At 60.5% G+C, this 24357-nt stretch carries 21 protein-coding genes and 1 pseudogene; 18 read left to right on the top strand and 4 right to left on the bottom strand.

What is annotated here, in order from left to right; genetic code table 11:
* The first annotated feature begins 163 nt into the window (after positions 1 to 163).
* From ACA067_RS14610 to ACA067_RS14590, 5 genes are all read left to right on the top strand, one after another.
* Entirely contained in the window at positions 164 to 1300 is a 1137-nt protein-coding gene (locus tag ACA067_RS14610; protein ID WP_497462417.1) for an HlyD family secretion protein, read from the top strand.
* Positions 1300 to 2778 (top strand): DHA2 family efflux MFS transporter permease subunit, encoded by a 1479-nt coding sequence (locus ACA067_RS14605; RefSeq protein WP_497462416.1) that lies wholly within the window; start codon positions 1300 to 1302, stop codon positions 2776 to 2778. The genes ACA067_RS14610 and ACA067_RS14605 overlap by 1 nt, the downstream gene beginning before the upstream one ends.
* Before the next feature lie 19 nt (positions 2779 to 2797).
* Entirely contained in the window at positions 2798 to 4264 is a 1467-nt protein-coding gene (locus ACA067_RS14600; protein WP_497462415.1) for an efflux transporter outer membrane subunit, read from the top strand.
* 22 nt (positions 4265 to 4286) lie between these two features.
* Complete coding sequence (locus ACA067_RS14595; protein ID WP_497462414.1) at positions 4287 to 5237, top strand: aldo/keto reductase; 951 nt, start codon at positions 4287 to 4289, stop codon at positions 5235 to 5237.
* Between the two features lie 71 nt (positions 5238 to 5308).
* A complete protein-coding gene (locus ACA067_RS14590) occupies positions 5309 to 6244 on the top strand; it encodes a LysR family transcriptional regulator (protein WP_497462413.1) in 936 nt (311 codons plus the stop codon).
* A gap of 45 nt (positions 6245 to 6289) precedes the next feature.
* Here the strand turns inward: ACA067_RS14590 and ACA067_RS14585 are convergent, their stop codons facing one another.
* The 3 genes and pseudogenes from ACA067_RS14585 to ACA067_RS14575 form a co-directional block, all read right to left on the bottom strand.
* Complete coding sequence (locus ACA067_RS14585) at positions 6290 to 6547, bottom strand: DUF2790 domain-containing protein (protein WP_497462412.1); 258 nt, start codon at positions 6545 to 6547, stop codon at positions 6290 to 6292.
* Between the two features lie 137 nt (positions 6548 to 6684).
* Positions 6685 to 6924, bottom strand: a pseudogene (locus ACA067_RS14580) (universal stress protein); the annotation flags it as partial.
* Positions 6925 to 7085: 161 nt separating this feature from the next.
* A complete protein-coding gene (locus ACA067_RS14575) occupies positions 7086 to 7607 on the bottom strand; it encodes an isochorismatase family protein (RefSeq protein WP_497462411.1) in 522 nt (173 codons plus the stop codon).
* 311 nt (positions 7608 to 7918) lie between these two features.
* Here ACA067_RS14575 and ACA067_RS14570 point away from each other — a divergent pair, with 311 nt between their 5' ends.
* Complete coding sequence (locus ACA067_RS14570; protein ID WP_497462410.1) at positions 7919 to 10009, top strand: TonB-dependent siderophore receptor; 2091 nt, start codon at positions 7919 to 7921, stop codon at positions 10007 to 10009.
* Between the two features lie 15 nt (positions 10010 to 10024).
* Positions 10025 to 10747 carry a DUF4198 domain-containing protein gene (locus tag ACA067_RS14565; protein ID WP_497462409.1) on the top strand — a complete coding sequence of 241 codons (723 nt, stop codon included), beginning with the start codon at positions 10025 to 10027 and terminating at the stop codon, positions 10745 to 10747.
* Between the two features lie 78 nt (positions 10748 to 10825).
* Here the strand turns inward: ACA067_RS14565 and ACA067_RS14560 are convergent, their stop codons facing one another.
* Positions 10826 to 11272 carry a winged helix-turn-helix transcriptional regulator gene (locus ACA067_RS14560; RefSeq protein WP_497462408.1) on the bottom strand — a complete coding sequence of 149 codons (447 nt, stop codon included), beginning with the start codon at positions 11270 to 11272 and terminating at the stop codon, positions 10826 to 10828.
* A 60-nt stretch (positions 11273 to 11332) separates the two neighbouring features.
* Between ACA067_RS14560 and ACA067_RS14555 the strand changes: the two genes are divergently transcribed.
* From ACA067_RS14555 to ACA067_RS14505, 11 genes are all read left to right on the top strand, one after another.
* Complete coding sequence (locus tag ACA067_RS14555) at positions 11333 to 11749, top strand: hypothetical protein (protein WP_497462407.1); 417 nt, start codon at positions 11333 to 11335, stop codon at positions 11747 to 11749.
* Positions 11750 to 11852: 103 nt separating this feature from the next.
* Positions 11853 to 12128 carry a hypothetical protein gene (locus ACA067_RS14550; RefSeq protein WP_497462406.1) on the top strand — a complete coding sequence of 92 codons (276 nt, stop codon included), beginning with the start codon at positions 11853 to 11855 and terminating at the stop codon, positions 12126 to 12128.
* Between the two features lie 246 nt (positions 12129 to 12374).
* The gene (locus ACA067_RS14545; protein ID WP_497462405.1) at positions 12375 to 12830 is read left to right on the top strand and encodes a Rap1a/Tai family immunity protein; all 456 of its coding nucleotides are present in this window, start codon (positions 12375 to 12377) and stop codon (positions 12828 to 12830) included.
* Positions 12831 to 12857: 27 nt separating this feature from the next.
* Positions 12858 to 14105, top strand: coding sequence for an MFS transporter (locus tag ACA067_RS14540; RefSeq protein WP_497462404.1), 1248 nt, complete (start codon positions 12858 to 12860; stop codon positions 14103 to 14105).
* Between the two features lie 449 nt (positions 14106 to 14554).
* Entirely contained in the window at positions 14555 to 14647 is a 93-nt protein-coding gene (gene kdpF, locus ACA067_RS14535) for a K(+)-transporting ATPase subunit F (RefSeq protein WP_349294113.1), read from the top strand.
* Entirely contained in the window at positions 14644 to 16416 is a 1773-nt protein-coding gene (gene kdpA / locus ACA067_RS14530) for a potassium-transporting ATPase subunit KdpA (protein WP_497462403.1), read from the top strand. The genes kdpF and kdpA overlap by 4 nt, the downstream gene beginning before the upstream one ends.
* A gap of 10 nt (positions 16417 to 16426) precedes the next feature.
* Positions 16427 to 18505, top strand: coding sequence for a potassium-transporting ATPase subunit KdpB (kdpB, locus tag ACA067_RS14525; RefSeq protein WP_497462402.1), 2079 nt, complete (start codon positions 16427 to 16429; stop codon positions 18503 to 18505).
* A gap of 12 nt (positions 18506 to 18517) precedes the next feature.
* Positions 18518 to 19090 (top strand): potassium-transporting ATPase subunit KdpC, encoded by a 573-nt coding sequence (gene kdpC, locus ACA067_RS14520; protein ID WP_497462401.1) that lies wholly within the window; start codon positions 18518 to 18520, stop codon positions 19088 to 19090.
* 26 nt (positions 19091 to 19116) lie between these two features.
* Positions 19117 to 21816, top strand: a complete 2700-nt coding sequence (gene kdpD, locus ACA067_RS14515) for a two-component system sensor histidine kinase KdpD (protein WP_497462400.1) — start codon at positions 19117 to 19119, stop codon at positions 21814 to 21816.
* Positions 21813 to 22502 carry a response regulator gene (locus ACA067_RS14510; RefSeq protein WP_497462399.1) on the top strand — a complete coding sequence of 230 codons (690 nt, stop codon included), beginning with the start codon at positions 21813 to 21815 and terminating at the stop codon, positions 22500 to 22502. The genes kdpD and ACA067_RS14510 overlap by 4 nt, the downstream gene beginning before the upstream one ends.
* A 110-nt stretch (positions 22503 to 22612) precedes the next feature.
* Positions 22613 to 24355, top strand: coding sequence for an ABC transporter permease (locus tag ACA067_RS14505; protein ID WP_497462398.1), 1743 nt, complete (start codon positions 22613 to 22615; stop codon positions 24353 to 24355).
* The last annotated feature ends 2 nt before the right edge of the window (positions 24356 to 24357 follow it).

Raw genomic sequence — 24357 nt, 5'->3', positions numbered from 1 at the left:
ATCGCCAGCGCAGCTCAAATCGGGTCTGACCACGACGAAACAGCGGTACGGAGCGATCCTCCCCCACCGCGCACGGATTTGATTACTCACAGCAATTAATGACGTCGGGGTCGCAGGCGATCGTGCACAGCGCCCGATTTCCCGGTTAAGGGTGGATTCGAGCATGACCAGGCAATTCGATCTCTCAGCAGCACCAGCCAGCGCACACCCGGGTCCTGACCTGGCTGACGCACCGCCGAAAAAACCCCTGAAGCAGAAGCTGCGGCCACTGCTCATGGCAGGCGTTCCCGCCCTCTTCGCCGTCATCGGCTACGGCCAATACGTGGCGAACGTGCCGTTCGTGTCCACTGACAACGCCTATGCCCGCGTGGCCAAGGCCTCAATCAATGCGCGGATTTCCGGGCAAGTGATCGAGATCGCTGTCGATGACAATCAACCGGTGCGCAAGGGCCAGATCCTGTTCCGCATCGACCCCAAGCCGTTCCAGATCGCCGTTGACCGTGCGCAAGCCCGGTTGGGCACCGCCCGCCTGAGCATCGACGGACTCAAGGCCAACTACCGCCAGCAACAGGCCGAACTGCAATCGGCCAAGGCGTCGGCCGATTACGAACAGAAAGAATTCGCCCGCAAAAAAGCGTTGATGGCTACCGAGTTCGTATCCCGGGCCCTCTACGAGCGCGCCGAAACCGACCTGAAAGTCTCGCGGCAACGCATCGCCTCAATTGACCAACAGATCGCCAGCGCCGTCGCCGCCCTCAACGGCAACCCGGACATCGCCATCGACAGCCACCCCGCCGTGCGCGAGGCCCAGGCCCAGCTCGACGAAGCGCTGCTCTACCTCTCCTACACGACAGTGACCGCGCCGGACAACGGCATCGTCGCCAAGGTCGACGATCTGCAGGTCGGCAACTACGTCAACAACGGCGCCGCCGCGTTCGCGCTGATCTCCGATCGGGAGATCTGGGTCGAGGCCAACTTCCGCGAGACGCAAGTCACGCACATGCGCCCCGGTCAGCCAGCGACCATCACCCTCGATACCTACCCGGACCGGCAGTTCAAGGCGCACGTGATCAGCATGAGCCCCGGTGCCGGCGCTGACTTTGCCCTGCTGCCGCCGGAGAACGCGACCGGCAACTGGGTGAAGGTGGTGCAGCGGGTTCCGGTTCGCCTTGAACTGGACGAGGCCGATCCTGCCCTGCCGCTGTTCTCCGGCACCAGCGCCACGGTCAAGGTCGATACCGGGCACCGCTTGCCGTGGTGGCATCCGCTCAAGTCGTTGTTGACCGCAGGTAATCCGTGATGAACGCCACCGCTCACACCATGACAACCGACGCGCGCTCGCTAAGGTTCGTTGCCCTGCTCGCGACCTACATGCAATCGGTGAACCTGCCGTTGCCGAACGCAGCGCTGCGCCTGATTCAGGGCAGTATTTCGATGACCGACGACCAGGCCGGCTGGATCTTCACCGCCTACCTGGCCGCCAGCGCCATCACCCTGCCCGTCGCGCAATGGCTGGCCGGGCGCTTCGGTTTGAAGCGTGTTTATCAAAGCGCGCTTGTGTTGTTCGCCCTCGGTCTGTGGCTCGCAACGCTGGCCGGCACGCCGCTGGAATTCATCGGTGCGCGCATCCTTCAAGGTTTGGCCAGTGGCGTGCTGGCACCGCTGTCGATGGCCATTGCGCTGGAGACGTTGCCTGCCGAACGCCGCCCGGCGTTCGGCCCGAAATGGACGGCGCTGGTGCTGTTCGGCATCGTCAGCGGGCCGAGCATCGGCGGCTGGATCTGCGAGTATGCCGACTGGCGCCCGATGTTCTACCTCAGCCTGCCGCTGACGGCGTACATCTTCATGGTGGTGACGCTGCTGCTCGCCGAGAAGAAGGCCGACCAGCGCCCGTCGTTCGACTTCTTCGGCTTCGGCACCTTCACCCTCGGCATGATCGCCCTGCAAATGCTCCTCGACCGTGGCGAGCGCCTGGACTGGTTCGACTCGCCGGAAATCTGGATCGAAGCGCTGGCCTGTGCACTCGGGCTGTACCTGTTCGTCGTCCATGTGCTGACCGCCAAGGTGCATTTTCTCAGCAAGGGGTTGATGGGCGATCGCAACTTCATGCTGTCGACGGTGATGTTCTTCGCCCTCGGTTTCGTGCTGCTGTCGACCATGGCGCTGACCTCGCCGATGCTCGACGAAATCCTCGGTTATCCGCCGGACACCACCGGTTTCCTGACGATTCCCCGCGGCATCGGGCTGGTGGGCGCATTCCTGCTGATGGGCCGTGCGCCTGCCTGGATCGACACCCGCGTGTTCATCACCGCCGGCATTGCCCTGGTGGTGTACGCCAACTGGCTGATGCTCGGTTACTCGCCGCTGATGGACTGGACGCCCGTGGCAGTGACCGGGTTCATCCAGGGTGTCGGCCTCGGCATTTTGATGCCGGCGTTGAGCAAGGTCGCGTTCAGCACGATTGACCCGAAGTTGCGCCCGGAAGCCAGCGGTTTCTTCAACCTGATGCGTGTCTACGGCAGCACCCTCGGCGTGGCCGTGGTGCAGATCTATTTCTTCAACAACACCCAGGCGATGCACTCGGCGCTGGTCAGCCACCTGACGCCGTACCGCGTGACGCTGCCGACCTCGCTGCCGGCGCTTGAGGGGCTCAACCATCTGGTCACGCACCAGGCGGCGTTCATCGCAGTCATGGGGCAGTTCAAGATTCTGATGATGGCGATGCTCGTGGTGAGTCCGCTGGTGTTGTTCCTTCGCAAGCCGGTTGCGGCCAACTGATATTCGTGGAGTCTGGAACATGAAAACGTCTACGCGCTTCACCCGCTCTGCGTTCCCGGGCACCTTCATTGCGCTGGCGATGGTTGTGATGCTGTCCGCCTGCACCGTCGGCCCCGACTTTGAACGGCCCGCCGCCAGTTCATCGCAGCACTACGATCAACAGGCCGAGCGCCAACCTGGCAGTCAGCGCTTTGACATTGGCAAACGGATCAACGGCGACTGGTGGTCGGCGTTCCGCTCGCCAAAACTCGATCAGGTCATGCACCGTGCCATCGAGGGCAACCTCGAACTGGTGGCCGCCGATGCGACCCTCCGCCAGGCCGCTTCTGCCGTCGCGGCGGCGGAAGGTGCGCTGTATCCGCAGCTGGACTTCGGCGCTACAGGCGGTCGCCAACGCACCCACACCGGGCCTGAACCGAGCGTCTCGAACTTCTACGCCATCGGCCCACGGGTCGCGTTCGATCTGGACGCGTTCGGCGGCAACAAACGCGTGGTCGAAGGACAACAGGCGCTGAGCGATCTGCAAAAGCATCGCTACGAAGCGGCGTACCTGACCCTGACCGGCGATGTCACCCGCCAGGCGTTGCTGCTCGCGTCGGCCAACGCGCAAATCCAGGCCGTGCAGGAGCTGCTGGCCAACGACGCGAAAAACCTCGATCTGGTGCAGAGGGCGCATCAGAGCGGCACCACGACCCGGATCGATGTATCGCTGGCCGAAACCCGCCTCGCGCAGGACCGCACGCTGCTGCCGCCACTCGCCCAGCAACGTGATGCGGCGCGGCATGCGTTGTCGATCCTGGCCGGCAAAGGCCCGGCGGACTGGATCGCGCCGGACTTCACACTCGACGAATTCGCCTTGCCGTCGAGCATCCCGGTCAGCCTGCCCTCCGAGATGGCCCGCACCCGGCCAGACATCCTGCAAGCCGAATCCGAACTGCACATCGCCAGCGCGGCAGTGGGCGTGGCGACGGCGAACCTCTATCCCCGCGTCGTATTATCCGCCTCGCTGGCGCAAGCCGCGTCGGGCAATGGCGGCGCCGCGCTCTGGGGCTTCGCCGCCGGGTTGGCCGCGCCGATCTTCAATGGCGGCACGCTCAAGGCGGAACGTCAGGCGGCGGTCGACGGTTACCACGCCTCCCTCGCCCGCTACCGGCAAACGGTGATTCAGTCGTTCGGCCAGGTCGCGGACACCCTGCAGGCGATCAACCATGGCGCTGAGCAAAGCCTGGCGCAGGACGATGCCTTGCGCGCCGCCGACACCAGCTTTCGCTTGAACCAACAGGCTTACGCCCAAGGCGCAAACAGCATTGTGCAAGTGCTCGAAGCCGAACGCGCCTACGAGCAGGCGCTGCTCGGGCAGATCCGCGCGAAGACGGCGCGTTATCTCGACACAGTGCAGCTGTTCGTGGCGCTGGGCGGCAATGCCGTGGGCGTCTTCGAGCAAAACCTCGCCGTGCGCGATCGCACTGATCAACAACCGCTGTAACGACCGTCATTGGAGAACTGACATGACCTACGAAGCCTTTCACCATGAACTTCGCGACACACGCTTGCCGCTGAACAACGGTGCGGGTTCGATGCCCGCCGTGGGATTCGGCACGCTGTTCCGCGACCTGGGCACCACCACCGAAGCCGTCAAATGCGCGCTCGAAGTGGGCTTTCGCCACTTCGACTGCGCCGAGCGTTATCGCAACGAAGACAAGATCGGCGTGGCGTTCCAGCAAGTTTTTGCCGCCGGCAGCATCCGCCGCGAGGACGTGTTCATCACCACCAAACTGTGGAACACCAACCACCGCCCCGAGCGGGTCAGACCGGCATTCGAAGCGAGCTGCCAACGGCTGCAGCTCGACTACATCGATTGCTACCTGATCCATACGCCGTTCGCCTTCCAGCCCGGCGACGATCAGGATCCACGGGACGTTTTCGGACATGTCATCTACGATGGCGAAATCACCCTGCTCGACACTTGGCGCGCCCTTGAAAGCCTGGTGGATGAAGGCCGCTGCAAGTCCATTGGTCTCTCGGACATCACCCTGGATGCGTTGAAGGAGATTGTCGCCGCGGCACGGATCAAACCCTCGGTGGTGCAAATCGAATCGCACCCGTATTTGCCGGAATGGGAGATGCTGGAATTTTGCAAACAGCACGGGATCATTGTTCTGGCCTTTGCACCGCTGGGGCATGGGATGGAGCCGAATGTGCTGGAAGACCCGGTGATCACCGGCATCGCCCGGCATGTGCAACACACCCCGGCGCAAGTGGCGCTGGCGTGGGCGGTACAACGCGGCACCGCTTTCCTGACGACTTCGGCGACGCCAAGCCATATCCAGGAGAACTTCGATATTGCGACACTGCCGCACCGGGCGATGCGTGAGATCAAGGAAGAAATCAGCACCCGGATTCGATTCAATTCGGTGGTCGAGACCGGCGTACCCGGCTTTATTCCGGGTAAAAGGTGACAACGAAAAAAGGGCCGGTCTCTCCGAGGCGGCCCCCTATACTTTTCCCACCTGACTCCTGGGACGAAATGATGGACGTCTTCCAGAGCATGCGCTTTTTCATCGTCGTCGCCCAAACCGGCAGCTTCACCACCGCCGCGCAGCTGCTTGATACTTCCACGACCAATGTCTCCAAAGCCGTCTCCGCCCTCGAGGCCCGCTTGCACACGCGCCTGATCAACCGCACCACTCGCCGCCTCGCCCTCACCGAAGCCGGCATACGCTACTTGCAACGCTGCGAAAAAATCCTCGACGACGTACGCGAAGCCGACGAGGAAGCCGGAACCGCCCAGACCGTGCCCGTCGGCCGCTTGAAGATCCACGCCATGTCGGCCATCGGTAACCATTACGTCATCGACGCCATCGCCCGCTACCGGGAAATCCATCCGACAGTCATGTTCGACCTGACCCTGACCAACCGCCTCCCGGATCTGCTGGAAGAAGGCTACGACATGTCCATCGTGCTGGCCCGCGACCTCCCGGATTCGGGCTTCGTCGCCCAGCGCCTCGGCATCACCTACAGCATCCTCTGCGCAGCGCCGGCCTACCTGGAAAAACGCGGAGTCCCGCACACACCCGGCGCGCTCTGCGAGCATGAGTGCCTGCGGATCGTCAACACGGTCATGCCGGTCGAGAACTGGACCTTCGAAGGCCCGCAAGGTATGGAAACCATCACGATTGCGCTGTCGCCCTTTCACATCAACACCGCCGACGGCATGACCATCGCGATCGAAAAAGGCATGGGAATCGGCATTCAGCCAATAGCATCGGCCGTGAACGGCCTGAGGGCGGGATCGTTGGTGCGGGTATTGCCGGAGTACCGGCTGGAGGAGTTGAACCTGTTCGCGATCTATCCGTCGCGCAAGTTCGTCGATGCGAAGACTAAAACCTGGGTGGAATTTCTCAAACACTCGATCCCGGACTTGCTGGCATCGGATGAAGACATCGTCGGAGCAAAAAACACCTGAGTGCAACAGATATGGAGTGTCGACCCTCCTTCGTCTGCACCGGGCTCAATTGGAACAGCCAGTACCCATCGTCTGATACTGCAGCACATGCCGCTCGCCATGAGAATCTTCATACGTCATCTGAACCGGCACCGGTGCGCATTCATTCGCGGGTTCGGTGATCGAGATCACGTGTTCGATGTCGAGCTTCGTCGAGTACCCGTAGGTTTCGACCGGCATGTTCTTCGTCTGCGCCGTGTCCGCATAAGCGTTTGCGCCCAAGCTGCCAAGCATCAAGACCAGCGCCATTTTCTTCATGTTCATGTTGTTCACCGTCTCGTTGAGTTGACCGCATCAGCCCGATTGCTGGCGGCTTCGAGACGATATTAAGAGTTGATGCCTCCGGTAAAAATCGATCGGTGGGACAAACAGTGTTGCCGAAATTTGTATGAATGTAGTGCTCATGCGCGGCGAGCTGTCGCGGTTCCTGAATTAATAGCGAATCCACTCACTGATCCGCAGACCCCCGTAACGGCGAAAATGTTGCAGGGCACTTGATACAGAACATGCTCCGTCGTACTGCCCACCCATTTGCCCAGTCCCTGGCGATGCGCATTTCCCATGACGATCACATCGACCCGGTGATGCGCTGCAAAGTCGGCCAGCGCTTTGCCAGGTGGCCCTTCAATGAAGTGTTGTCTGCCGACAACATCACCGACGAGAAGTACTTCGACATCTTCGATGCCTACGGTGCCCTGACGTACGGTGCACCGCCGTAAGCGGCCGGCTAGCGCATCGAAAGTCCTCAATCCATCGCGTTTTGACCAGCGGTACAAACGCCGAGTTTTCCGATAGTGCAAATCTACTGAAAGTACCAATCCTCAGACTGAACCAATTGGCAGAACGGCCCATTAAGTGTCGCATTGTGATGAGCGACGATGGCCTCAGCCTTCATGTCGGGAGTGTCTGCACAGGAATGGCCATCGGCGACCAGTACGGCGTCGAAACCAAGGTCACGTACAGCGCGGCAGGTGCTGTCAACGCAGTATTGAGTTTTCATCCCGGTGACCACAACGCCGGTAGCGCCCCAAGACCGCAAACTGCTCGCCAGGTCGGTCCCGGCGAACGCATTGGGCCGTTGTTTTTCGAACACCACTTCACCGCCCAGCAACTTCAGTTCCTGAGCAACCATCGTTAACGGACTGCCCTGTTCGATGGGAGATCCCGCCGGCCCGATGTGGCAAGCCAGAAATATCGGAGCACCGGCGGCGCGCGCCTTGTCCATGAGGTTATTCAAGGTTTGCAACAGCGCTTCGCAGCGCCATGGCTTGTCTGGGCCATGAACCAGCCCGACTTGGATATCGAGTATCAACAGGGCGTACATATGTGCATCTCCTTGCGTGAACCAGCGACGCACGGGCACAAAAAAGGCCCTATCCATCGCTGGCGGGCCTTTGAAGTTTGTCTGCTATTGGATCACGACACTTCGCACGCTCCGCCGTCGGCGGTCGTGGTGGTGGTAGTCGAGATGAGACGATAGGTAGTCATGAATCGACCCTAACGTTTTAGCGCAAAGATGACAAGTTCGGATCGTAGAGAGAGGTCAACTCGCGCTCAGCCATTCGAGCTACAACAGCAGTAGTGTCTCCCGCTTGATAAATGTTATGTTATTACATATTCAATGGAGAACCCATTTTGAAACACTACGCGCCGCTGCTGGCAGGACTCACACTCGGGCTATTCGAACCACCGCTATCAGCGGCCGAAACCCTGGTGCTGGACGAGCTCTCGATCACCGATTCATTTGTCGAGGAGCGCGCGGACGGGCCGGTGCGTGGCTATCGCGCCACTCGCTCGGCCACGGCCACCCGCACCGACACGGACATCCGTGACACCCCGCAAAGCATCGGCGTCGTTTCCGCCCAGGTGATCCAGGACCTTAATACCTCCCGCATCGACCGTGCCCTGGATTTCGCCGGTGGCGTAGCGCGACAGAACAACTTCGGCGGCCTGACCTTTCTCAACTACAGCGTACGTGGCTTCACCACGGGCGAGCTGTACAAGAACGGCTTCGCCATCAACCGCGGCAGCTACAGCTCGCCGGATACCTCCAACATCGAGCGCATTGAAGTACTCAAGGGGCCGGCTGCCAGCCTCTACGGTCGTGGCGACCCCGGTGGCCTGGTCAACATCGTCACCAAACGCCCCCAGCCCGAAGCCTTCAGCACCCTGAGTTTCAGCGCTGGCACCTGGGATCGCTATCGGAGCAACCTGGACGTCAACACCCCGCTCGACAGCGAGGGCAACCTGTTGGCGCGGTTCAACCTGGCGGTCGAGGACAACGGCAGCTTCCGCGACCACGTCGGCAACGAACGACGCATCGTCAGCCCGTCGCTGAGCTGGCAGATTTCGCCGGACACCCGGCTGATGCTGGACACCGAGTTTTCCCGCACCGAATCGGTGTTCGACCGAGGTATTCCTGCGGTCAATGGTGAACTGGGCTCGGTCAAGCGCTCGACCTTCGTCGGCGAGCCCAACGACGGCGAGATCCGCAACGACAACCAGACCATCGACCTGGCGCTGGAGCACTACCTGAGCGAAGACTGGAAACTGCGCCTGGCCAACCACTACACCCAAGGCACGCTCAAGGGCGCGAGTTCGGAACCCCAAGCCCTGGTCGGCACGACCATCAGCCGTTTCTACCGCGAGCGTGATTTCGAGTGGAACGACTCCATCACCCAGGCCGAGCTACACGGACACTTCGAGCTCGGCGGTTGGCAGCATCAGACGCTGACGGGGTTGGAATACGAGAACTACCGCAACAGCCAGAAGTATCCCCAGAGTGCCACGCTGCTGAGCTATGGCCTGGACATCTATAAGCCGGTGTACGGTCAGCCCAAGCCGGCGCTGACCCGTGCCAACGACTTCTTCGAGCACACCGAGAGCTACGCCCTCAACCTCCAGGACCAGATCGCTTTCACCGAACGCCTGCGTGGGCTGATCGGGGTGCGCCTGGAGCGCATCGAGCAGACCTCGCTGAACCGGACCACGCGCGTGAGCAACAGCCAGGAAAAGGACGTCGCCACCCCGCGCATCGGCCTGCTCTATCAACTGACGCCGCAGGTCGGCGTGTTCGCCAACGGCTCCACTTCGTTCAAGCCCAACACCGTAGGCACCCAGGGCCAGGTCTACAAGCCTGAAAAGGGCCTGGGCTATGAGAGCGGCCTGAAACTCGATCTCTTCGACAGCCGCATCGGTGCGACCATCGCCCTGTTCCACATCGATAAAGAAAATGTCATCACCACCGACGCCCTGGGTGACAGCGTTGCCGCAGGCAAAGCCCGCAGCCAGGGTCTGGACCTGCAGTTCAGCGGCCAGGTCACCGATGCCCTGCGTGTCATCGGCGCCTACGCCTACATCGACGCCGAAGTGACCAAGGGCGACGCGGCCATCCCCAAAGGCAGCGACCTGCTCGGCATCGCCCGCAACAGCGGTAGCCTGATGGCGGTGCACGAGTTCCAGAACGGCGTCCTGCGGGGCTCGGATATCGGCGCAGCCGTGAGTTACGTGGGCGAGCGCTCGGGCCAGGCCGGCAGCAATTTCACCCTCCCCTCCTACAGCACCCTCGACCTGCTCGCCCATTACAAAGCCAGCGAGGAATTCACGGTCGGGCTGAACCTCAACAACCTGTTCAACCGCAAGTACTACGAACGCTCCTACAACAGCGCCTGGGTCACGCCAGGCGATCCGCGCAACCTCAGCGTCAGCCTGACCCTCAACCTCTGATCGAAAGGAATCACTATGCAATCGTCACTGAAAATCGCCGCCGCACTGGCTCTGGTCATGACCACACAGGCCGGCGCCCACGGCCTGTGGACCGAGGAACGCCGTGGCAACATCGAGGTGGTGTACGGCCATGGCGCCGAAGACGGCCCCTTCAAAGCCGAGAAGATCAAGAGCGGTTGGGCCTTCGATATGGCCGGCAAAATGATCCCCGTGACCGTCCAGCGCCTGGCAGATCACGCCCGCCTGCAACCGCTGCGTCCACCGGCGGTCATGGCGGTGTTACTGGACAACGGCCCCTGGTCGCAGACCCCGGAAAAGCGATGGGTCAATCAAGACCGTACCCAGGTGCAGAACGCCATCGCGTCGACCCACAGCTTCAAGTACAGCCTGGCGATCTATCAGGAAGGCGCGCGCCTGCCCAAGCTGGACATGTTGCGCCTGGCGATCATCCCTCAAAGCGACCCGCTGAAGATCGGCGCTGGCAAGGAACTGCAAGTGCAGGTGCTGGTTGACGGCAGGCCCGCTGCGGATATCGAACTCTATGGCGACTACCGCAGCGCACCCCATGAAATCAGCGGCAAGACCGACAAGGATGGCCGCGCCCGCATCAAGGTGCGCAACGAAGGCCTGAATATCATCGCCGCCCAAGTCACACTGCCGATGGCCAAAGGTGCGCCGGTAGACAAGCAGAGCTTGTTCAGTTCGCTGACTTTCCTCGGCGAGCCGCACCACGAATAAGCTCTGCGTCGCAGACAGGCGGCCGCAGGTTGTATTGCAGGCCACGTGACTGTCGCGGCGGCCGGTAACGCTGATCAATCAAGAACCTGGCGAAGTCTTTGATCTGATTGCATCAGGGTTCCCGGATTGAATTTCAGCATCGAAGCGGACCCTTGCGGAGCGAAAACCTTCGGCGTTTTCCAGTAGCCACGTCCACAGCGGCACCATGCGCGCCAGAAAACTGCGCCCCAGCGGCGTCAGCTCATAATCGACCCGTGGCGGCACCTCGCCGTGGTCGAAACGCACAATCAACCCGTCACGCTCCAGTTGCCGCAGGCTGCGGGTCAGCATGCGTTGCGTGACGCCCGGCAGGCGCCGACCGATTTCGGCGTGACGCAATTTCCCTGCCACTCCCAAGGTGTGGACGATTCCCAGCGACCAGCGATTGCCCGCGTGAGTCAGCACTTCGCGCTTGAGGCCGTCGTCCTCGGCGCTGAGCGCATCGCACACGGCTTGCGACCGGCGTATCACCTCTTCTTCACTCATTTCGTCATGCGGTATCACGTCTGTGCCTTCTTCTGATCGTTGATCAATGGTGTCAGTGTGATGTTGCGAGCTTCGGGCCTCGACGCCGCGTCCGAGGATAAACGCATAACCCTGGAGGAACTGAACGCACTGGGCATCGAGGTGCTTGCGGGCGATACAGTGAACGACTCGGTGAGTCAGCTCGCCGCGATGTTCAGCACCTTCGACACCGTGGTCAGTTGTCTCGGCTTCGTCGCCGGTGCCGGGACGCAACTGAAACTGACCCGCGCCGCGTTGCAGTCCGACGTGAAGCGTTACGTGCCATGGCAGTTCGGCGTGGACTATGACGTCATTGGCCGGGGCAGCCCGCAGGGACAAGTCGCGCAGCTACAACGTCGAGCGACAGATCGAAACAACCACCGTCGCGCAATGGATCGAACAGCATCTGCTCTGACCAGGCAGCGTTGTGGACTTCAGTCCGTTGCACCAGTTCCATGACCTGATTTCTGCAGATGTACCCGGTCGGCTACGCAGATTCCGGCCAGTGGCTCAGGCTTTGCATTTGCGGGTAGATGGGCGGAATCGAGAAACGAGGTGATCCATGGCGCTGGACCCGGCAGTGACACTTTCGATGGCTGTATTGGCAGCGCCTGCGATGGTGATGACAGCGTTAGCAGCAGGCGCAGTTGCCACATCGGCAACGATTACGGCGATGGGCATCGCGCAGAGCCTTACTCAGGACACGGATCTTCTTGATTACCTGGCATCCGCATCACTCCATGTGATGCTGCTGGCACTTATGCAGACAGGTAGCCTGGTGGCGATCACGGAGTTGATGCAGCACGTGAACCTGATGATGATCATGACCGCCCTATAGGCGCCAGCCCCCAACGTTGGGTATTCCTGCCCCCCAAACCGGTATCGTTTTTCTTTTTCCAGCGTCGCTTTGAAACCCGGTGAACACTCGAAAATCCGAAGAGACGGCCTCATGGCCCTTTTTTGTACTGAAACTAAACTTACCTGGTCAGCCAGGACTCTACGGTCCAATAGGGCGCGCGGCGGATATGATCGAGCCAAAACCGCGGCCTGAACTGATACAGACACTGGCCTTTGGCACGGAGCCTTGCGAAATACTTATGCGGTAATCGCTTATGTTTATCTGTCCTTCAATATTGCAATCGCACCGGCTAGCTTCTCCCGGGTCATGGGAGAATGCACTTTGATAAAACGAACGGGACTGGTCGCATTGGTATCGTTGCTGGGTTGTGGTCTGGCCCTGGCAGATGGGAACAACTTGCTGGTGGCGTGCAAAATGATCGGTCAGAAGATTCCAACTGACGACTACAGTGCTTTTGAAAGCGGGTTGTGCATCGGGCTGGTCCAAGGCGTTCGCCAGACGCTGAGCGCATACGCCGACCTCTTGCCAAAAGAACAACGCATCTGCGTTCCACGGGCAGTCAACAACAAAGAAAGCGTGGGAATCGTCGTCAAGTATCTGGAGGCCCATCCCAACCAGTTGAACCTGCCGGAAGTGGCACTGGCGATTCAGGCACACCGAGAGGCATTCCCCTGTAAATGACTCATTGCCACGTGTTCGAGGCTCATGATGAAAACCACTGACCCGTCGGGTGACACGTCGGTTACCGCGCCGGTCGAGCAGACGTCAACCCGCAACGGCTGGCGCACCATGCCTGGCGGCATCTGGGCGCTGGGTTTCGTCTCGATGTTGATGGACATCTCCTCAGAGATGATCCATGCCTTGTTGCCGCTCTACATGGTGACAGTACTGGGTACTTCCGTTCTGGCGGTGGGCCTGATCGAGGGCATAGCCGAGGCTACGGCCTCGATCACCAAGGTATTCTCCGGGGCACTCAGTGATCGATTGGGCAAGCGCAAACTGCTCGTGGCGCTGGGCTATGGGCTGGGGGCGCTGTCCAAGCCGATCTTTCCCTTGGCGGGCTCGCTGGACTGGCTGATCGGTGCGCGCTTTATCGACCGTATCGGCAAGGGAATTCGCGGCGCCCCACGCGATGCGCTGGTCGCCGATATCACGCCACCGGCCATTCGGGGGGCGGCTTTCGGCTTGCGTCAGACGCTGGATACCGTGGGGGCATTCCTGGGGCCGTTGCTGGCGATCGGCTTGATGTGGCTGACCGCGAACCACTTCCAGACCGTGTTCTGGGTAGCTGTTATTCCGGCCTTCCTTGCCGTCGCGGTGCTGCTGGTGTTCGTTCATGAGCCCAGACAAACGCAAGGGACGCGCCGGGTGCGTGCGCCTTTGAGCCGGCGGGAACTGGCCCGACTGGGCGCCGGCTACTGGTGGGTGGTGGGTGTCGCCGCGGTGTTCACCCTGGCGCGTTTCAGCGAAGCTTTTCTGATCTTGCGCGGTCATGCCGTCGGGCTGGCGCCAATGTGGGCGCCAGCGGTGCTTGTGCTGATGGGGGTGGCGTACTCTCTGTCAGCCTATCCCGCAGGCGCCCTGTCTGATCGTGTCGGCCGCGTGGCGGTGCTCGGCGCAGGCCTGTTATTGCTGGTCGCTGCCGATCTGACCCTGGCCTTCGCATCGGGTATCGGTGGCCTGGTCGTCGGCGTCGTGCTATGGGGGCTGCACATGGGCTTTACCCAAGGGATATTCGCCGCCCTGGTCGCCGACAGCGCGCCGGCTGAACTGCGCGGGACGGCCTTCGGCATGTTCAATCTGTTGACCGGGCTGACCTTGCTGCTGGCCAGTGTGATCGCCGGGGCGCTGTGGGATACGGTAGGCTACCAAGGCACCTTCTTGATGGGCGCAGGCTTTGCTGTTCTGGCGTTATTGGGATTGTGGGTGATCCAGGCGAGCGTTCAGGTTCGATAGCAAGGAGCCATTCACGCGGGCATAGCTGTAGATTTTTGACATAGAGAATGCCGGGCGATCATTGGTTGTGGAAAGAAGGACCAACACGTTGAGCTAATTTTCTTCGCTCACGTATAGCTTCGTATAATTAACCAAAAGAATCGTAAAGAAATCGTAGAGCGCCTTGAGCTCCGCGAAAGATATTTTATCCTCCGGAACAATTTCCACGGGAGAACACTATGAGCAGCTCTGACTAACTGCCCCTGATCCAGCCGCACTATCCTGGGTCTTTATAAGATCTTTATTTTTTCGCCCCCAATCCTTTTAACAATTTACTAGCCATCAAACTAGGCTTCCTTCATTGCTGGAGGGAATGCCATGGACTTCATCTTTTTAGTACTCGCAGCGCTGTTTTTTATCAGCTTGGTGGGCCTGGCGCGTGGCTGTGCGGCGCTTAACAGGAGGCGGTCATGACGGGCTTCTATCTATTCGGCAGCCTGATAGCGGCCGGGTTGCTGGTTTATCTCGTCTGCGCGCTGCTGTTTCCGGAGGACTTCCTGTGACTATTCAAGCCTGGGTCCTGCTTGGGGCTTTTCTTCTGACGCTCGGCATTCTGGCCTGGCCTCTTGGCCTTTGGCTGACCACCGTGATGGAAGGCCGGTTTACCTTCGGTTCGCGAATTGAGTCGCCGCTGTATCGCCTTGCCGGGGTCAAACCAGGAACCCGGATGAGTTGGCTTCAATACGCACTCGCCTTGATCGTATTCAATGCGCTGGGTTTGTTGGTCGTTTATGCACTACAACGGTTGCAAGGCGTTCTGCCATTTAACCCGCAAGGCATGGGCGCCGTGAGTCCGGATTCGTCATTCAATACTGCTGCCAGTTTCGTCACCAATACCAACTGGCAAGCCTACAGCGGCGAAGCAACGATGAGCTATCTGACCCAGATGCTCGCGCTGACCGTGCAGAACTTCCTGTCCGCCGCCACCGGTATCGTGGTGGCAATTGCCCTGATTCGCGGGTTCGCGCGCCACAGTGCGGACAGCATCGGCAATGCCTGGACCGACCTCACGCGCATCACCTTGTGGGTGCTGTTACCGCTGTCGCTGATTTTCGCGTTGTTCTTCGTGAGCCAAGGCGTGATCCAGAATCTTGACCCCTATAAGGAAGTCACGACGATGGAGGTCATGCAGTACCAGGTTCCGGCGCTCAATGACGCCGGTCAGCCGACCCTTGATGCGCAAGGCAATCCCGTATTGAAAAGCATCAGCAGTGACAAGCAGACCCTTGCCATGGGGCCGGTGGCGTCACAAGAGGCCATCAAGATGCTGGGCACTAACGGTGGCGGTTTCTTCAACGCCAACTCGGCCCACCCCTATGAGAACCCCACCGCCATTACCAACTTCTTGCAGTTGATCGCGATTTTCCTGATTCCAACGGCGCTGTGTTTCGTGTTTGGCCATGTGGTCGGCGACATACGCCAAGGCTGGGCGCTGCTGGCGACGATGACGATCATCTTCTTGATCGCGGTGGTGGCTGTCACCCATTACGAACACATCGGTAACCCGCAATTTTCAGCGCTGGGCATCGATACGGCGGCGGGCAACATGGAAGGCAAGGAGGTGCGCTTCGGCATCAGTGCATCCAGCCTGTTCGCAGCCGTGACCACGGCGGCTTCCTGCGGTGCAGTCAATGGGATGCATGACTCGTTCACTCCACTGGGCGGCGCGGTGCCGTTGGTGCTGATGCAACTGGGCGAGGTGGTGTTCGGCGGCACCGGCTCAGGCCTTTACGGCATGTTGGTGTTCGCCATCCTCGCGGTGTTCATCTCCGGTCTGATGATCGGCCGTACTCCTGAGTATCTGGGCAAGAAAATCGAAGCCTACGAGATGAAGATGGTCGCTATCGCGATTCTGGTGACGCCATTGCTGGTGCTGTTTGGTACGGCCATCGCCGTCATGGCCGAGGCCGGCAGGCTGGGGATCGCCAATCCCGGAGTCCATGGCTTTTCGGAAATTCTCTACGCCTTCACCTCGGCGGCCAACAACAACGGCAGCGCATTCGCCGGCCTGTCGGCCAACACACCGTTCTACAACACGATGCTGGCCCTCATGACCTGGTTTGGCCGCTTCGGCGTCATCGTGCCAGTGCTTGCAGTCGCCGGCAGCCTGGCCGCCAAGAAACGTCTGGCAGTTACCGCAGGCACGATGCCCACCCACGGCATGCTGTTCGTGGTGCTGCTGATCGGCACCGTGTTGCTGGTCGGCTTGTTGAACTACGTACCGGCGCTCGCGCTGGGTCCCATCGTTGAACACTTCATCATGATCAAGTGAGATCACGAACATGACCCGCAAAGCGTTCTCCTTGTTCGACCCCAAACTCATACGACCTGCCATGGTTGAATCGATGCGCAAACTCAGTCCCAGGACCCAGTGGCGTAACCCGGTGATGTTCGTCGTCTATATCGGCGCAATCATCACCACCGCGCTGTGGGCACAAGCCCTTGGCGGCAAGGGTGAGGCCAGCACAGGGTTCATTCTTGCGATTGCCCTGTGGCTCTGGTTCACCGTGTTGTTCGCCAACTTCGCCGAGGCCCTGGCCGAAGGCCGCAGCAAAGCTCAGGCCGCGTCTCTGCGCGACCTGAAAAAGGAAACCTGGGCCAAGAAACTGCGCGAGCCTCATTACGGTGCCGAGTGGCAATTGGCTCAGTCGAGCGACCTGTGCAAGGGCGACGTGGTGGTGGTTGAAGCCGGTGACCTGGCGGACTCGGTGATCCCCGCCGACGGCGAAGTGATCGAAGGCGCAGCCTCGGTGGATGAGTCCGCCATCACCGGAGAGTCGGCCCCGGTGATCCGCGAATGTGGCGGCGATTTCTCGGCGGTAACGGGCGGGACTCGGGTTCTGTCGGACTGGATTGTCGTGCGCGTGACCACCAATCCCGGCGAGACCTTCGTCGACCGAATGATCGCCATGGTCGAGAACGCCAAGCGGCAAAAGACCCCGAATGAAATCGCCCTGTCGATTTTGCTGGTCGCGCTGACGATTGTGTTCCTCGGTGTGACGGTGACCCTGCTGCCCTTCTCGCTGTTTGGTGTTGCCGTGGCGAAGGCTGGCATGCCGGTCTCGATCACCGTCCTGATCGCTCTGCTGGTGTGTCTGATTCCCACCACCATTGCCGGCCTGTTATCGGCAGTCGGTGTGGCCGGTATGAGCCGCATGATGGAGGCCAACGTGATAGCCACCTCCGGTCGCGCCGTTGAAGCTGCCGGAGATGTCGATGTGCTGTTGCTCGACAAAACCGGGACTATCACGCTGGGCAACCGTCACGCCTCGGCATTTATACCGGCGCCGGGGCACAAGGAGGCCGAACTGGCGGATGTGGCGCAACTGGCCTCCCTCGCCGACGAAACCCCCGAGGGACGCAGTATCGTCGTATTGGCCAAGCAGCGTTTCAATCTGCGGGAGCGCGACATTGGCGCACTCGACGCCCACTTCGTGCACTTTTCGGCGCAAACGCGCATGAGCGGCGTGAACCTGGGCGACCGGCAAATACGCAAGGGCGCTGGCGAGGCGATCCTCAAGCATGTCCAGGGTCTGGGCGGCAGCTTTCCCGAGGCGGTGCAAACCAGCATTGAGGAAGTGGCGCGCCGGGGCAGTACCCCGCTGGTGGTTGCCGATGGGGTGAAGGTGCTGGGCGTGATCGAACTCAAGGACATCGTCAAGGGCGGTATCAAGGAGCGCTTCATCGAACTGCGCCGCATGGGGATCAAGACGGTGATGGTGACCGGCGATAACCGGGTCACCGCCGCCGCTATCGCCGCCGAAGCCGGGGTCGATGACTTTCTGGCGGAGGCGACGCCCGAACAAAAGCTCGAACTGATCCGCAGCTATCAGGCCGAAGGTCGGCTGGTAGCCATGACCGGCGACGGCACCAACGACGCCCCCGCACTGGCCCAAGCGGATGTCGCCGTGGCCATGAACTCGGGGACTCAGGCCGCCAAGGAAGCCGGCAACATGGTGGACCTGGACAGCAACCCGACGAAGTTGATCGAGGTAGTGGAAACCGGCAAACAGATGCTGATGACCCGAGGTTCGCTGACCACCTTCTCGATTGCCAACGACATCGCCAAATATTTCGCCATCGTACCGGCAGCCTTCGTCACCACGTACCCGCAGCTCGCGGCACTCAACATCATGGGCCTTACCAGCCCGAACTCGGCGGTGTTGTCAGCGGTAATCTTCAACGCGTTGATCATCATCTTCCTGATCCCCCTGGCGCTCAAAGGCGTCAGGTATCGCCCGGTCGGTGCGGCCTTGCTGTTGCGCCGCAACCTGTTGATCTACGGGTTGGGTGGCGTGATCGTTCCATTCATTGGCATCAAAGTGATCGACATGGCGCTGTTTGCCGTCGGTCTGACTTGAAGGAGCACTGTCATGGCTTCCCTGCTGCGTCCGGCGTTGACCCTGTTGATTGCACTTTCGCTGATCACGGGCCTGGCCTATCCACTGGTCACGACCGGGATCGCCAGGCTGGCCTTCCCCTCTCAGGCCGCAGGCAGTCTGATCGAACGGGATGGCAAAATCGTGGGTTCGTTATTGATCGGCCAGGGTTTCAGCGATCCCGGGCATTTCTGGAGTCGCCCGTCTGCAACCAGCCCCATGCCCTACAACGCGGCAGCCTCATCGGGGTCAAACCTGGGGCCTCTGAACCCGGTACTGGCGGACGCGATCAAGGGCCGCATCGATGCCTTGCGTGCAGCCGATCCCGGGAACACCGCCACGGTGCCCGCCGACCTGGTCTACAGTTCGGCTAGCGGTCTTGATCCGCATATCAGCATCGCCGCAGCCCTGTATCAGGCGGGTCGAATTTCGCGGGTGCGCAGCCTGCCCATCGAACGCATTCATCAACTGATCGCCGAACACTCTGAAGGCATGCTGTTTGGGTTCCTTGGCGAGCCTCGGGTCAACGTCCTGGAACTGAACCTGGCACTCGACGCCACGCATTGAGCGCCAACTCACACACGGTGGGCTTGATGGCCGAACAACGTCCTGACCCAGACCAGCTACTGGCACAGATTCGCGAAGCAGAAGCGCAAGCCACACGCGGTCGGCTCAAGATTTTTTTCGGAGCCAGTGCCGGTGTCGGCAAGACTTACGCGATGCTGGTCGCCGCGCAAACGGCGAAACAACAGAACACCCATGTACTGATCGGCGTGATCGAAACCCATGGTCGCGCCGAGACCCAGGCGCTGACCTCGGGGCTCGAACAATTGCCGCTCAAACAGGTCATCGACAAGAACCGTACGCTGACCGAATTCGATCTGGACGCCGCGCTGTTGCGCAAACCCGAGCTGATCCTGATCGACGAGCTGGCCCACTCCAACATCATCGGTTCCCGCCATCCAAAACGCTGGCAGGACGTAGAAGAGCTGCTCAGCGCCGGGATCGACGTCTGGTCAACCATGAACGTTCAACATCTTGAGAGCCTGAATGACATCGTCGGTGGCATCACCGGCATCCGGGTTTGGGAGACCGTACCCGATCATGTGTTCGACACGGCGGATGAAGTGGTCATTGTCGACTTGCCGCCTGACGATCTGCTGCAACGCCTCAAGGAAGGCAAAGTCTATCTGGCCCATCAGGCCGAACGCGCGGTGCAGAACTTCTTCCGCAAAGGCAACCTGATCGCCTTGCGCGAACTGGCACTGCGTCGTACCGCCGACCGTGTCGACAGCGAGATGCTGCAATACCGCATCAGCAGTGCAGTCAAACCCGTCTGGGGCACCCGCGACTCGCTGCTCGCCTGCATCGGCCCGCATGAAAAAGGGGAAAAAACCGTACGCTCGACAGCTCGTCTGGCCGCTCAGCTCAACGTGCCCTGGCATGCCGTGTATGTCGAGACCCCCGCCTTGCAGCGTCTGCCCGAAACGAAGCGCCGTCGCGTTCTGGCGACCCTGAAGCTGGCCCAGGACATGGGGGCGCAGATCTCGACCCTGGCCGGCCAGGACATCGCCGAAACGCTGGTCAAGTACGCAAGGCAGCACAATCTCTCCAAAGTCGTGCTGGGACGCGACGAACACCCTCGTCGTCGTTTCTGGCGGCGGGTACTCGCGGATCGAATTGGTGCTCAGGGCGCTGACCTGGACGTGATTCAAGTCTCTCTTCCAACCGACCAGCGTACACAAACCGAACCCAGTGCCACGACGACCGAGACTCCGGTGATGTGGCGGTCCTATATCTGGAGCGTAGCCCTCTGTACGGTGACGACCTTGCTGGTCATGCCCCTGGCTCACGTGCTGGAACAGGCCAATATCGTCATGATATTCCTGCTTGCCGTCGTCGCCGTCGCCGTTCGTTTTGGACGCGGCCCGGCGATTCTCGCGGCCTTTTTGGCAGTAGGTGCGTTCGACTTCTTTTTTGTGTCGCCGCGCTTTTCGTTTGCCTTCACCGATGCCCAGTACCTGGTGACCTTCAGCGTCATGCTCGTGGTCGCTCTGGTGATCGGACAAATGACCGCCGGCCTGACCTACCAGGCACGTGTGGCGCAACGGCGCGAAGACCGCATGCGGGCGCTGTACGACATGTCGCGCCTGTTGTCCGCCGCACTGATGACCGAGCAAGTCGCCGACATCAGCGCACGCTTTCTCGCCTCCGAATTTGGTGCAAGGTCGGCGCTGCTGGTCGCTGATGACAACAATAAGCTGCAAGTCCCGTTGATCACAGGGGATGCACCGCAAGTGGACTTTGCCATTGCCCAGTGGTCCTTCGATAAAACCGAGCCGGCCGGCTATGGCACCGATACCCTGCCCTCAAGTTCAACGCTTTATCTGCCGTTGTCAGCCCCCATGCGGGTGCGCGGTGTACTGGCCGTGCAACCGCGAGACACGAGCCGGTTGGTGGTGCCGGAACAGCGACGCCTGCTCGACACTTGTGCGTCATTGCTGGCCATCTCGCTCGAACGGATTCACTACATCCACATTGCCCAAGACACGACAGTGCAGATGGAGTCCGAGCGCTTGCGTAACTCGCTGCTCTCGGCCATTTCCCACGACTTGCGAACGCCATTGTCCGTTTTGGTAGGGCTTGGCGAAGCGCTTAAACTGACCAGGCCACCCCTGACCGGCGAAGCCGCCGAGATCGCCACGGCGGTGGGTGAGTCCGCCCTGCGCATGAATACGCTGGTCAACAACCTGCTGGACATGGCGCGCCTCGAATCCGGCAAAGTGGTGTTGAATCGACAGTGGCAACCCATCGAAGACGTGGTGGGCAGCGCCCTGCGAGCCATCCAGCCGATTCTGGGCGGGCGTTCGGTGCAGGTCGCTTTGGACGATGATTTACCTCCCGTACACATCGATGCGGTACTGATCGAACGCGTCCTCATCAACCTGATCGAGAACGCCGTCAAGTACACGCCGGCAGGCACCACCATCGGCCTGGGCGCCAGGGCCGCACCTGACAACTTCGAATTGTGGGTCGCCGACGAAGGACCCGGGTTACCGCACGGTCACGAAGAGGCCATCTTCAGCAAATTCATGCGCGGCAAGAAGGAAAGCTCGATACCCGGCGTTGGGCTGGGCCTGGCCATCTGTCGAGCCATCGCACAGGCTCATGGAGGAACCATTTTGGGTGTTACACGCCCAGAGGGCGGTGCGCGCTTCACGCTGCGTCTACCCCGTGAGGAGCCTCCAGTCATCGAACCCTTTGCTGAGCAAACAGGCGAGGAGCAACCATGACCGAATCGGTGCTGCACGTCCTGATCATTGAAGATGAGAAGGAAATACGACGTTTCGTGCGAATGGCCCTGCAAGCCGAAGGCCTGGAGGTGCATGAAGCCGATACCTTTCACCGAGGCCTCATCGATGCAGGGACACGCCATCCGGACCTGATCGTGCTCGACCTCGGACTGCCCGACGGCGACGGTGTTGACCTTATTCGGGACGTACGGAGTTGGTCAGAGGTGCCGATCATTGTGTTGTCTGCCCGTGGCGCGGAGTCGGACAAAATCCTGGCACTGGACACGGGCGCCGATGACTATCTGGTGAAGCCGTTTGGCACCGGAGAACTGCTGGCTCGCGTCCGCGCACTGCTACGCAGACACGTGAAGGATACCGAGAACCATGCGGTCCTGGTCTTTGGCGAAGTCCGGATTGATATGGAACGGCGTGTCGTGGAACGCGCCGGCGCCCCTCTGCATTTGACACCACTGGAATACCGCCTGCTGGTCCATCTTTGCTCACACCCGAACCGCGTCCTGACACATCAGCAACTGCTCAAGGCTGTGTGGGGCCCATCGCACACCACCGATACGCCTTACCTGCGAGTATTCATGGGCGGCCTGCGTAAAAAAGTCGAAGCAGACCCTTCCCAGCCACGCCACCTCATTACCGAAACGGGTGTTGGTTACCGTTTTATTCCTTGAACACAGGACGGCAAGAGTTACGTTGATTTTTGGTTCAGCCACGCGAGCTCAAGAAAGTGCGGACTTGTGGTCCTGCCCCTCCATTCAGAACGATGTTGGAATCACTGAATATGAACAAGGTACTGCGTCACTACATCCCGGCCACGACGCTCCGATTACTGCCCAACCGCTGGGATCTGGTTGCCCTGCCACTGGTGATCGGCTTTTTATTGTTTTTTTCGATAGCCGCACGGGAAACCTGGGCGCCGATGTCCACCTTGCAGGGTGAGGTCATCTCACTCGACCCGGCCAGCCTGCCCGAATATGCAATGCGAACCACCCTGCGCATGCTTGCGGCGATGGCCGTGTCTCTGGTCTTCACCCTGCTTTACGGAACCCTGGCGGCCAAAAGCCGACGGGCCGAGAAACTGCTGGTGCCGGTACTGGACATCCTGCAATCGGTGCCCGTTCTGGGCTACATTTCGTTCACCGTGACGTTTTTTCTGTTGCTGTTTCCAGGGCGAGTACTTGGCGCTGAATTCGCCGCCATTTTTGCCATTTTCACCAGCCAGGCCTGGAACATGACGTTCAGTTTCTACCAGTCACTGCGCATGCTGCCGCGCGACCTGGAAGAAGTGTCCAGTAACCTTCAGTTTTCCGGCTGGCAAAAGTTCTGGAAGCTCGACGTGCCGTTCGCCATTCCGGGACTGGTCTGGAACATGATGATGAGCATGTCCGGTGGCTGGTTCTTCGTGGTGGCCTCCGAAGCCATTACCGTCGGCGACAAGACCGTCATGCTGCCTGGAGTGGGTTCGTACCTGGCGATCGCCATCCAGCAGCAAAACCTGCACGCCGTGGGCTACGTCATTCTGGCGATGATCGCGGTCATCCTGATTTACGACCAGTTTCTGTTCCGGCCATTGGTGGCCTGGGCCGACAAATTCCGCATGGAGAACACCGCCTCCCAGGCGGGCGCACCGCAATCATGGCTGCTGAAGCTGATCCAGCGCACCCGCATGGTCCAGCGCATCTTGCGCCCCATCACCCGAGCCATCGGCCGAATCGGCAACCGACGCTTCAGCCTGCCGCGCTCAAGCCCCAGCGCCATGCCACCGAACCCGGCCACTTCACGGCTGATCGATTGGGTGTGGGGCACGCTGATTGCCGTGTTGACCCTCTACGCGCTGTACCATATAGCCCTCTACATGAGCAGCGAAGTGACACTCGATGAGGTCGGGCATGTGCTCGGCATGGGGCTGATTACCCTGGTACGGGTGGTGCTGTTGATTGCCGTGGCCTCGCTGATTTGGGTGCCGCTGGGCGTGATGATCGGTTTGCGTGCGCACCTGGCGGAAAAAATCCAGCCGTTGGCGCAGTTCCTCGCGGCTTTCCCCGCCAACTTGCTGTTCCCGGTGTTTGTCATCGTGATTCTGCGTTACCAGTTGAACCCGGATATCTGGCTGAGCCCGCTGATTGTGCTGGGTACGCAGTGGTACATCTTGTTCAACGTCATCGCCGGCGCCAGTGCATTCCCGAACGACTTCCGCGAGGCCGCGGCCAACTTCCGCATTCGCGGCTGGCTGTGGTGGCGTAAGGTCATGCTGCCGGGCATCTTCCCGTATTACGTGACCGGGGCGATCACTGCTTCTGGCGGTGCGTGGAACGCCAGTATCGTTTCCGAATTCGTTTCATGGGGACAAAACAAGGTCGTTGCCCACGGCCTGGGCGCTTACATCGCCCAGAACACGGCATCCGGTGACTTTCCGAAAATCACTCTGGGCGTGGTGGTGATGTCGCTCTTTGTCGTGGCCTTCAATCGCGCGGTATGGCGGCCGATGTACGCCATTGCTGAAAACAAACTCCGTCTCAATTAACG

The sequence above is a fragment of the Pseudomonas sp. LBUM1674 genome (assembly GCF_059695635.1).
Note: the sequence above shows the minus strand (reverse complement) of the source record. Positions and strands in the feature narration are given on the sequence as shown.